General features: G+C 72.0%; 10 protein-coding genes. 5 read left to right on the forward strand and 5 right to left on the reverse strand.

The window, feature by feature from the left end:
* Positions 1-120 precede the first annotated feature (120 nt).
* Positions 121-1,323, forward strand: a complete 1,203-nt coding sequence (locus AC3E6M_RS16090) for an MFS transporter (protein ID WP_394529714.1) — start codon at positions 121-123, stop codon at positions 1,321-1,323.
* Positions 1,324-1,354: 31 nt separating this feature from the next.
* Here AC3E6M_RS16090 and metX read toward each other — a convergent pair whose 3' ends face one another.
* Together metX and AC3E6M_RS16100 are read right to left on the reverse strand one after the other, a co-directional pair.
* Complete coding sequence (gene metX, locus AC3E6M_RS16095) at positions 1,355-2,560, reverse strand: homoserine O-acetyltransferase MetX (protein ID WP_138173305.1); 1,206 nt, start codon at positions 2,558-2,560, stop codon at positions 1,355-1,357.
* 307 nt (positions 2,561-2,867) lie between these two features.
* Positions 2,868-4,190, reverse strand: a complete 1,323-nt coding sequence (locus AC3E6M_RS16100; protein WP_490530504.1) for a bifunctional o-acetylhomoserine/o-acetylserine sulfhydrylase — start codon at positions 4,188-4,190, stop codon at positions 2,868-2,870.
* A 151-nt stretch (positions 4,191-4,341) separates the two neighbouring features.
* Here AC3E6M_RS16100 and AC3E6M_RS16105 point away from each other — a divergent pair, with 151 nt between their 5' ends.
* The gene (locus tag AC3E6M_RS16105; protein ID WP_490530505.1) at positions 4,342-5,112 is read left to right on the forward strand and encodes an SDR family oxidoreductase; all 771 of its coding nucleotides are present in this window, start codon (positions 4,342-4,344) and stop codon (positions 5,110-5,112) included.
* A gap of 10 nt (positions 5,113-5,122) precedes the next feature.
* On the opposite strand, the gene AC3E6M_RS16110 is transcribed toward AC3E6M_RS16105, so the two are convergent.
* Complete coding sequence (locus tag AC3E6M_RS16110; RefSeq protein ID WP_171024200.1) at positions 5,123-6,622, reverse strand: MFS transporter; 1,500 nt, start codon at positions 6,620-6,622, stop codon at positions 5,123-5,125.
* A gap of 78 nt (positions 6,623-6,700) precedes the next feature.
* On the opposite strand from AC3E6M_RS16110, the gene AC3E6M_RS16115 reads away from it, so the two are divergent.
* The 3 genes from AC3E6M_RS16115 to AC3E6M_RS16125 are packed head-to-tail and all read left to right on the forward strand — an operon-like array spanning position 6,701 to position 8,541.
* Positions 6,701-7,195 carry a phosphoribosyltransferase gene (locus AC3E6M_RS16115; RefSeq protein ID WP_138173301.1) on the forward strand — a complete coding sequence of 165 codons (495 nt, stop codon included), beginning with the start codon at positions 6,701-6,703 and terminating at the stop codon, positions 7,193-7,195.
* A complete protein-coding gene (locus tag AC3E6M_RS16120; RefSeq protein ID WP_138173299.1) occupies positions 7,192-7,878 on the forward strand; it encodes a uracil-DNA glycosylase in 687 nt (228 codons plus the stop codon). The genes AC3E6M_RS16115 and AC3E6M_RS16120 overlap by 4 nt, the downstream gene beginning before the upstream one ends.
* 51 nt (positions 7,879-7,929) lie before the next feature.
* Positions 7,930-8,541: a GNAT family N-acetyltransferase gene (locus tag AC3E6M_RS16125; protein ID WP_138173297.1), complete on the forward strand. Its 612-nt coding sequence runs from the start codon at positions 7,930-7,932 to the stop codon at positions 8,539-8,541.
* A 113-nt stretch (positions 8,542-8,654) separates the two neighbouring features.
* On the opposite strand, the gene AC3E6M_RS16130 is transcribed toward AC3E6M_RS16125, so the two are convergent.
* Together AC3E6M_RS16130 and AC3E6M_RS16135 are read right to left on the reverse strand one after the other, a co-directional pair.
* Entirely contained in the window at positions 8,655-8,975 is a 321-nt protein-coding gene (locus AC3E6M_RS16130) for a protealysin inhibitor emfourin (protein WP_490530506.1), read from the reverse strand.
* Positions 8,962-10,020 carry a M4 family metallopeptidase gene (locus AC3E6M_RS16135; protein WP_490530507.1) on the reverse strand — a complete coding sequence of 353 codons (1,059 nt, stop codon included), beginning with the start codon at positions 10,018-10,020 and terminating at the stop codon, positions 8,962-8,964. The genes AC3E6M_RS16130 and AC3E6M_RS16135 overlap by 14 nt, the downstream gene beginning before the upstream one ends.
* Between the last annotated feature and the right edge of the window lie 207 nt (positions 10,021-10,227).

Below are 10,227 nucleotides of genomic sequence, written 5' to 3' on the forward strand. Positions count from 1 at the left end.
AACGATTCGACACCGCGCGCCGCCGCGGACTACCATCGGCGAGTGACCTCTCAGACGACCTCGAGGGGTGCGGCGACGCGGGCGCTCCTCTCTCTCGCCATCGGCAGCTTCGGTATCGGCATGACCGAGTTCGTGGTGATGGGGCTGCTCCCCAACATCGCGCGCGATCTCGCCCCCTCCGCATGGGCGGCCTCTCCCGACGACGCGATCGCCCAGGCGGGCTGGCTCGTGTCGCTGTACGCGCTCGGCGTGGTCGTCGGAGCGCCGACGATCGCGGGGTCGGTGGCGCGATTCCCCCGGCATCGCGTGATGATCGCGCTCGCCGCGGCGCTGACCTTCTTCACCGTGCTGACCGTGATCGCGCCCACGTTCGAACTCGTCGCGGCCTCCCGCTTCCTCGCCGGCCTCCCGCACGGCGCGTACTTCGGCATCGGTGCGCTCGTGGCCGCCGACGCCCTCGGGCCCGGTAATCGCGCGAAGGGCGTCGCCTTCGTCCTCACCGGGCTCACGATCGCGAACGTGGTCGGCGTTCCCCTGGGGACCCTCCTCGGACAGCAGGTCGGCTGGCGTGCGGCGTTCGCGGTGGTCGCGGCGATCTTCCTGCTCGCGACGATCTGCATCGCGTTCTTCGTGCCGGCCCACCCGGGGATGCCGGGGCGGCGATTGCGCGACGAGTTGCGCGTGTTCCGTCTCGGGCAGGTGTGGTTCGCGCTCGGCATCGGCGCGGTCGGGTTCGGCGGCTTCTTCGCGATGTACAGCTACATCGCGCCCATGGTCACCGACGTGGCGGGTCAGCCGGAGTGGGCGGTCTCGGTCGTCCTCGTGCTCGTGGGCGTCGGGATGACGATCGGCAACATCGTCGGGGGCGCCCTGGCCGACAAGGATCTCCGGTTCTGGCTGTTCGCCGGACTCATCGCGCTGGGCCTGGCCTCGGTGGGACTCGCCCTCACGGCGGGGTGGATCGTGAGCCTCGTCCTCTTCGCGTTCCTCGTCGCGTTCTTCGGTTCGGCGCTCAGCCCCTCGATCCAGACACGGCTCATGGACGTGGCCGAGGACAACCAGTCCATCGCGGCGGCGTTGAACCACTCCGCGCTGAACATCGGCAACAGCCTCGGCGCGTTCCTCGGCGGGCTCGTCATCGCCGCGGGACTCGGCCTCGTCGCCCCCGCCTGGGTGGGGGGCGCGCTGGCGCTGGGCGGATTGATCGTGGCCGTGATCTCGTTCCGCGTCGAAGACCGCAGTGGGCGTCACCCCGCGCACCGGATGCCGGCCGCCGAGGCCGCGCAGACCGCGATCACCGGCTCGATCCCGACGCAGGGCTGACTCGCGGTGCCGCTGCCGGCGGCATCCGGGCTCAGGCCGCGAAGAGCCGCCGCAGGTGGTGGTCGACGGCGGCGGTCTCGATGAGGAAGCCGTCGTGGCCGAAGTCGCTCGAGAGCACGACCGCCTGATCCCCATCGAGGGTGTTCGGGATGCCGCGGGCGATGCGGTGCTGCCCGTCCACCGGGAAGAGGCGGTCGGTGTCGACGCCGAGCACGAGGGTCGTCGCGGTGACGCGCCGCAGGGCGTCCTCGACCCCCTCGCGGTCGCGGCCGACGTCGTGCGAGTTCATCGCCTCGACCAGGGTGAGGTAGCTGTTGGCGTCGAACCGTCGCGTGAACTTGTTGCCGTGGAAGTCGAGGTAGGACTCCACCGCGAAGCGTCCGCCGTGGCCCAGGGGGCTGACGCCCGACTGCCACGACCGCTGGAAGCGCTGGTTGAGCTCGGTGGGGCTGCGGTAGTTCAGCAGTGCCATGCGCCGGGCCAGGGCGAGTCCCCGGTGGGGCCCGTCGCCGTCGCCCGCGTCGTAGAACTCGCCGCTCGCGAATCGGGGGTCCATCCGGATCGTGTCGACCTGCACCGTGTTCAGGGCGATCTGGTCGGCGGTCGTGACCGGCGGGGCCGAGAGGATGGCGGCGCGCTCGACCCGGTCGGGGAGCCCCACCGCCCACTCCAGCGCGTGCATGCCCCCCATCGAACCGCCGATCACCGCCGACCAGCGATCGATGCCGAGCGCGTCGGCCAGGAGAGCCTGCGCCCCCACCTGGTCGCGGATCGTGAGGTACGGGAAGCGCGAGGCCCACTCGTACCCGTCGGGGGCGATGCTGGCCGGTCCCGTCGAGCCCTGGCATCCACCCAGCACGTTCGGAGCCACGACGAACCAGCGGTCGGTGTCGATGGCGGCGCCCGGGCCCACGAGATCGCCCCACCAGCCCGCGGTGGGGTGACCGGGACCCGCGGCCCCGCGGACGTGGCTGTCGCCGGTCAGCGCGTGGGGGATCAGGACGGCGTTGTCGCGGGCGGGGGAGAGTTCGCCCCAGGTCTCGTACGCGAGGCGGAAGCCCGGCAGGCTCTCACCGTTCTCGGTGCGGAACTCCCCGAACGCCGCGAAACGCCGATCGCCCGCGGGATCGCCGTCGCGCCACGCGCCGGTGGCCGGCGGGCGCCCGAGCAGGGACCGCGCGTCGGCCTCCGTGATCGGCGCCGAGGGCACCGTGTCTTCGGAGATCTGCCAGTCCATGGCATCCATTCTCCCGGCTCGCGCGGGGTGCGTACCGACTGTTACGCGCTTGTCCAGCCCCCGTCCGGGCCTGCGTCCGCGCGGGGCGGAGGAGATCCGCGGAGCGGAGGATGCCTCGCCCGTGCGGGGTCCTCCCTCCGCCGAATCTCCTCCCGGTGTGCGGCCGGGACCGAGGCCGGGGAGGGCGCGGGCCACGGGGCGGCCCGGGGACCATCGTGCGGCGTCGGAGGGCGCGTGACGCGCGGGCGGGGCCACACGCGACGACGCCCCGACCCGGTGGACCGGATCGGGGCGTCGAGGGGACGCGTCAGGCGCGCGCGGCCTCCGACAGGCGCCGCGCGGCGGCGAGGGCCTGGTCGAGGTCGGCCTTCAGGTCGGCGATGTTCTCGAGACCGACCGACAGGCGCACGAGACCCGGGGTGACCCCCGAGGTCAGCTGCTGCTCGGGGGTGAGCTGCGAGTGCGTCGTGGAGGCCGGGTGGATGACGAGCGAGCGCACGTCGCCGATGTTGGCGAGGTGGCTGAACAGCTCCAGCGAGTTGACGAACTCGCGGCCCGCCTCGACACCGCCCTTGAGCTCGAACGACAGCACCGCGCCGACGCCCTTGGGTGCGTAGTTGTTGGCGGCGGCGTACCAGGGCGACGTGGGCAGACCCGAGTAGTTCACGCTCGCGACGTCGTCGTGGCTCTCGAGCCACTCGGCGATCTCCTGCGCGTTCTGCACGTGGCGCTCGATGCGCAGCGACAAGGTTTCGAGGCCCTGGATGAGCAGCCACGCGCTGTGCGGAGCGATCGAGGCGCCGAGGTCGCGCAGCAGCTGCACGCGGGCCTTGATGATGTACGCGAGGCCGTCGCCGACCGCGGTGGTGTAGCTCGCACCGTGGTACGAGGGGTCGGGCTCGGTGAGACCGGGGAACTTCTCGACGTTCTGCGACCAGGCGAAGGTTCCGCCGTCGACGATGACGCCGCCGATCGTGGTGCCGTGGCCGCCGATGAACTTCGTCGCGGAGTGCACGACGATGTCGGCGCCGTGCTCGAACGGACGGATGAGGTACGGCGTCGCGATCGTGTTGTCGACGATGAGCGGGACGCCGCTCTCGTGGGCGACGTCGGCGACCGTGCGGATGTCGAGCACGTTGATCTTCGGGTTGCCGATCGTCTCGGCGAAGAAGAGCTTCGTGTTCGGGCGGACCGCCGCGCGCCACTCCTCGGAGTCGTCCTGGTTCTCGACGAAGGTCGTCTCGATGCCGAGCTTGGCGAGGGTGTACTTGAAGAGGTTGTACGTGCCGCCGTAGATCGAGCTCGACGAGACGATGTGGTCGCCGGCTTGCGCGATGTTGAGCACGGCGAACGTCTCGGCCGCCTGGCCGCTCGCGACCAGGAGGGCGCCGGTGCCCCCCTCCAGCGCGGCGATGCGCTGCTCGACGACGTCCTGGGTGGGGTTCTGGATGCGGGTGTAGATGTTGCCGAACTCCGCCAGCGCGAAGAGGTTCGCGGCGTGGTCGGCGTTGTCGAACACGTACGACGTCGTCTGGTAGATCGGAGTGGCGCGGGCCTTGGTCACAGGGTCGGGCTGGGCACCCGTGTGGATCTGCTTGGTCTCGAAACGCCAGTTCTCGGGTGCGGACACGGCTTCTCCTTCGGAAATCTCGGGGGCCGACGACGGATGCCACGGCCTGCTGAGAGCGTAGAGAGAGCCGCCGACACCGACAACAGGGGCGGACACGCGCCGTAACGTTCGCGGCGACTCCGTGTCGCCGGCCGCGGGTAGCGTGGATGCCATGACGCGACGCGCAGTGGTGACCGGGGCCAGTTCGGGGATCGGCGAGGCGACCGCGCGGGAGCTGCGCGCCCGCGGGTGGGACGTCGTGGGGGTGGCACGTCGTGCCGAGCGCCTGACCGCGCTCGAGGCCGAGACGGGGATCGTCGCCCACGTGGCCGACCTCACCGACGGTGACGCGGTCGCCACGCTCGCCGCGTGGCTCGACGAGACCGGCGGTGTCGACGCCCTCGTGCACGTCGCCGGCGGGGCGCGCGGCGCGGACCGCGTCGAAGACGGCGACCCCGAGGATTGGCGGTGGATGTTCGAGGCCAACGTGTTGTCGTCGCAGCGGCTCGTGGCATCCCTGCTCCCGCTCCTGCGGCGCGCGGCCGAGCGGGACGGACACGCCGACCTGCTGTTCGTCACCTCCACGGCCGCGCAGACCGCCTACCCCGGCGGAGCGGGCTACAACGCCGCGAAGGCGGGGGAGTCGATGCTCGTCGGCGCGCTCCGGCAGGAGCTGAACGGCGAACCGTTGCGGGTCATCGAGATCGCGCCGGGCATGGTGCGCACCGAGGAGTTCACCGTCAACCGCCTGGGCGGCGACCAGGCGGGGGCCGACAAGCTGTACGAAGGCGTCGAAGCCCCGCTCGTGGCCGTGGACGTCGCCGACGTCATCGCCTACGCGCTCGAGGCGCCCGGACACGTCAACCTCGACCTCGTGACGATGCGCCCGGTCGCGCAGTCCGCGCAGCACCTGCTGGCGCGCGGTCCGCTGCGGGTGCGCTGACCCCGAGCGCTCAGGCGACCTCGCCGCGCGCCGCCCCCGCGGCGGCCTCGCCCTCCGCACTGTCGGCGAACGCGACCTTCGGGACGAACAGCAGCAGGATCGCGGCGACGAATCCGCCGGCCGCGCAGATTCCCCACACGGTCAGGTATCCCGCCAGCGGCGCGGCCGTCGCCGCCACCGCGGCTCCCGCGCCCCCGGCGAGGACGACGCCGAACACCGCCGACGACATCGTCCCTCCGACGGTCTTCGTGGTGTTGGTGAGGGCGGATGCCACGCCCGTCTGCCCGCGCGGAGCCGCCGCCGCGGCTGCCGCCGGCATCGCCGCGACGAGCGCCCCCGAGCCGAGGCCCGCGATCGCCAGACACAGCAGCACCTGCCACAGCTCGACGTGGAGGGGCAGGAGCAGGGCGTATCCGAGGCCGACGAGCACCGCGGCGCCGATGAGGACGACGCGCGGGCTCGCCCGGCGGGAGGTGACCGCGAACAGCACCGCCCCGACGATGAGCGACACGAGGTACACGCCTATGACGTTCGAGCGGTCCGTGGCATCCAGTCCGAGTCCGTAGCCGAGGGCGCGATCCGTGCCGGCGTACGTGGCCAGCGGTCCCTGTGCGCCGAGCAGGCTGATGCCGACGAGGAACGACGTGGCCTGCACGGGCCACATCTCGGGGCGGCGGAGCACGCGGATGTCGACCGCGGGATCGGGGCGGCCGAGCTCGTACCGCGCGAACACGACGAGCAAGACCACCCCGAGTACGAGGAGCGGGACGATCACCGCCGGCCCCGGGCCCGCGGGCAGGCGCACGAACGACAGTGCGCCGGTGAGGCACAGCAGGGCGGCGGCGAGCATCACGAACCCGCCGATGTCGAGGCGGCGACGCCCCGGCATCCGTTCCGATTCGGGGACGCCGAGCCAGATGACGACGCACACGAGGGTAACGGCGATCGCCGGGACCGTGAGGGCGAGGCGCAGATCGCCGCCGGTCGCGGCGAACAAGCGTCCGGCGGCGAGGGCGCCGATGATGGCTCCGGCCTGGAGCCCCACGACCAACAGGCCCGCCGCACGCCGCGTCTGCGAGACACCGCGGCTCTGCCGGCGTCCGCGATCGAAGATGAGCGCGATCTCCAGCGGCAGCCATACGACGTAGAAGCCCTGCAGGGCCCACGCGAGGAGGAACGCGGGGAACGTGTCGGCGAACACCAGCCACCAGCTCGCCGCCGCGGTCGCCAGGGCGGAGGCCAGCAGGATCTTCTTGTGGCCGAAGACGTCGCCGAGCTTCGCCAGCACGGGGAGGACGAGGGCGGAGAGCAGCAGCTGTGCCGCTTCGAACCAGTTGACGTCGGCGTCGCGGATGCCCAGGTGCACGACGATGTCGGGCAGCAGCGGCACGTAGTACCCCTGCAGGATGCCGCTGGCGAGCTCGACCAGCACGAACCACCCGATGAGTCCCGCGGTCACCCCGAGCGCGGACCCGCGCACCCGACCGACCGCGCCGGAGACGCGCGACATGGCGTGAGGCTAGCACCGCGCGAGGCGGCATCCGGGATTCACCCTAGGGTGAAAGACACACGAAGAGAGGGGATCCGCGTGGCGGAGACGACGGATGAGCGCGAACGGCTGACCTGGGAGGACTTCGGCGTCGCGACGCGAGAGATCTCCCGCGCCATCGTCGCCGACGGATTCCGGCCCGAGGTGGTCGTCGCGATCGCCCGCGGCGGGCTGCTCCCGGGCGGCGCGATCGCCTACGGCCTGGGCGTGAAGAACTGCGGCGCGCTGAACGTGGAGTTCTACACCGGCGTCGGGACCGTCCTCGACGCGCCCGAGGTACTGCCCCCCGCGCTGGACCTGTCGTACCTCGCGGGCCGCCGCGTGCTGCTCGTCGACGACGTCGCCGACAGCGGCCGCACCCTCGACCTGGCGGTGAAGCTCCTCGACCGGCACGGTGCCGATGCCCGCTCGGCGGTCATCTATTCGAAGCCGACGACGATCATCGCCCCCGACTACTCGTGGAAGGACACCTCGCTGTGGATCGACTTCCCGTGGTCGTTCCAGGGGTCGGTGCACGAGGAAGACGCCGCGTGACGGCGAAGTCCCTCGCCGAGCTCGCCGACGCGGGCCTCATCGACGCCTCGTGGGTGGAGCCCCTCGCACCGGTGGCGGAGGACATCGCCGCGCTCGGCGAGCGGCTCCGCGCCGAGGGGAACCCGTACCTTCCCGCGGGCGACCTGGTGCTGCGGGCGTTCCGTACCCCGATCGACGCGGTGCGCGTGCTCGTCGTGGGGCAGGACCCGTACCCCACCCCGGGCCACCCGATCGGCCTGTCGTTCGCCGTCGACCCGCACGTGCGGCCGCTCCCGCGCAGCCTGTCGAACATCTACCGTGAGCTGTCGGACGACCTCGGCATCGCGCCCGCGCCGCACGGCGACCTGTCGGCCTGGGGAGAGCAGGGCGTCATGCTGCTCAACAGGGTCCTGACCGTCGCGCCCGGTGCCCCCGCGTCTCACCGCGGCTGGGGGTGGGAGCGCGTCACCGAGCACGCGATCCGCCGCCTCGTCGCCCGGGACGCGCCGCTCGTGGCCGTGCTGTGGGGGCGGGATGCCGCGAACCTCACGCCCCTGCTCGGCGACACCGCGATCGTGGCATCCGCTCATCCCTCGCCGCTGTCGGCCAGTCGGGGTTTCTTCGGCTCCCGCCCGTTCTCGCGCGTCAACGCGCTGCTCGAGCAGCAGGGCGCGGCTCCCGTGGACTGGCGTCTGCCCGCCTGAGCGGCTCGGCGGTCATCCGCCCGAAACCCGCCGCCCCGTAAAGTGGCGTGCGTGTTGGAAGAGGAGTACGAGAAGACCCGACGCCGGCTCCCCGCGCACCTGCGGCGGGCGCCCGAGCCGGAGCGGCCGTTCGCGTACGAGATCCGCCGCGTGACCGAGGCGGACATCCCCGACATCCGCGAGATCTACAACTACTACGTGCGCAACTCCGTGGTCACCTTCGACGAGAAGGCCTGGTCGATCGCGAAGTGGCGCGAGAAGTTCACGACGCTCCACAAGCTGGATCTGCCGTTCCTCGTCGCGCAATCGCCGAGCGGCCAGATCCTCGGCTACGCCCTCGTGCAGCCGTGGCAATCGAAGTCGGCGTACCGGTACACCGTCGAGAACTCGATCTACCTGGGGCAGGCCGCCGCGGGCAAGGGTCTCGGGCGCGCGCTTCTGGAAGCGCTCATCGACGCGTGTGCCGAGAAGGGCATCCGCGAGATGGTCGCGGCCATCAGTGACAAGGGGGCGGACGCCTCGATCGCCCTGCATGAGAAACTCGGTTTCGTCGAGGTCGGCCGCATGGGCCGGGTCGGCTTCAAGTTCGGCCGCTGGCTCGGCGTGGTCTATCTGCAGAAGAGCATCCCCTCGAAGAAAAAGCGCCGGAAGCTCTTCGGCTGAGGCCGGAGTCACCCACGCGCGGCGGGGGACCGAAGTCAGCCACGCGCGGCAGGGGCCGGAGTCAGCCGCGCGCGGCTGAGGCCGGAGTCACCCACGCGCGGTAGGGGCCGGAGTCAGCCACGCGCGGCGGGAGCCGCCTGACGCACCTCGTCGACGAGCGTCCGCCACGGCCCCGCGATCTGCCCGTCGCCCAAGCGCGCCTGGTGGACGGTGGAGTCGCCGCGTTGCACCTCGATGCGCCACTGGTAGCGGTCAGCCCCCGACGCGGGCGGGGGAGGCGCGTCCCACGGGCACCTCTCCACGAGCTCCCGCCACCGCGGGCGGCTGTCGGGGTCGGGTTCGGCGCGCCAGCGTTTCGACAGGCCCGCGATGCCGCCGGAACGCACGACGACCACGACGAAACGCGCGTCGTCGGGGCCGTCAGGTCGTGGCATCCTCTTCGACGCCCACTCCCGCCCACGCGGCTCGGACGGCGTCGACCTCCTCCGACTCCTCACCGTACTCCGCCGCCGCGGTCGCTCGCGTGGCCGCGGCGAAGGCGGCAAAGTCAGCGGTGAGCGGCAGCGTTCCCGACGTGAGGGTGCGGTACCAGATGAGCCCCGCGCGCTCCCACGCGAAGCCGCCCAGGCGGGTGGCCAGCAGGAAGAAGGCCCGGTTCGGGATGCCCGAATTGATGTGCACGCCGCCGTTGTCGTCGTCGGTCTCGACATAGTCGCGCACGTGCCCGGGCTGGGGATCCGCGCCGAGCACGTCGTCGTCGTAGGCGGTTCCCGGTGCCGACATCGAGCGCAGCGCCACGCCCTGGACGGCGTCGGCGAAGATCCCCGCCCCGACGAGCCACGACGCCTCGTCGGCGCGCTGCCCCCGCGCGTGCTGCTCGGCGAGCACGCCGAAGACGTCGGAGAGCGATTCGTTCAGTGCCCCCGACTGCCCCTGGTATTCCAGGCCCCCGGCGGCCTCGGTGACGCCGTGCCCGAGTTCGTGCGCGATGACGCTGAGAGACCGGGTGAACCCGATGAACACGTCGCCGTCGCCGTCGCCGAACACCATCCGCTCGCCGTTCCAGAAGGCGTTGTCGTAGTCGTCGCCGAAGTGGACGGTGGCCGACAGCGAGCCGCCCGCGCCGTCGATGGCGTTGCGCGCGAAGGCATCCCAGAAGAAGTCGAACGTCGCGCCGAGTCCGTCATAGGCCTCGTCGACCGCGCGGTCACCGGTCGGCGCATCGTCTTCGGTCCGCACCCGTCGACCGGGCAGACGTTCGCTGTTGCCGGCGTCGGAGATCACGCGGTCGGGGGCTGGCCCGGTTTCGGCGACGAGCGCTCCGCCGTCGATCGACAGCCGCAGGCGCGTGCGTGTCGAGCGCTCGGGGCGGGGGATCGCGAGGGTTTTCCGCGCGGCGGCGGCGGCGCGCGCGAGGCGGGGATCGTCGGTGGAAGCGAGCCGATCGAGCAGGAACGGGGGAACGATGCCGGGGGTCATGGGCAGAGGCTAGCGCCGGCCGCCGACATCGCGGCATCCGTTGCCTCGACGGCAGGGGATGCCGCGGAAACAGGGCGATTCTGCCGGGATCGGCCTGTTGTGGGTGCCCAGCCTGTTCTGGTGACGGCCTGAGGTGGGGGTGCGGCGTTGGGGCCGCGGCGTCGAGGTTGGGGCCGCGGCGTCGGGGTGGGACTGCCGCGTCCGGGC

This window comes from Microbacterium sp. SCPM-O-B-15248 (M128), assembly GCF_058214835.1.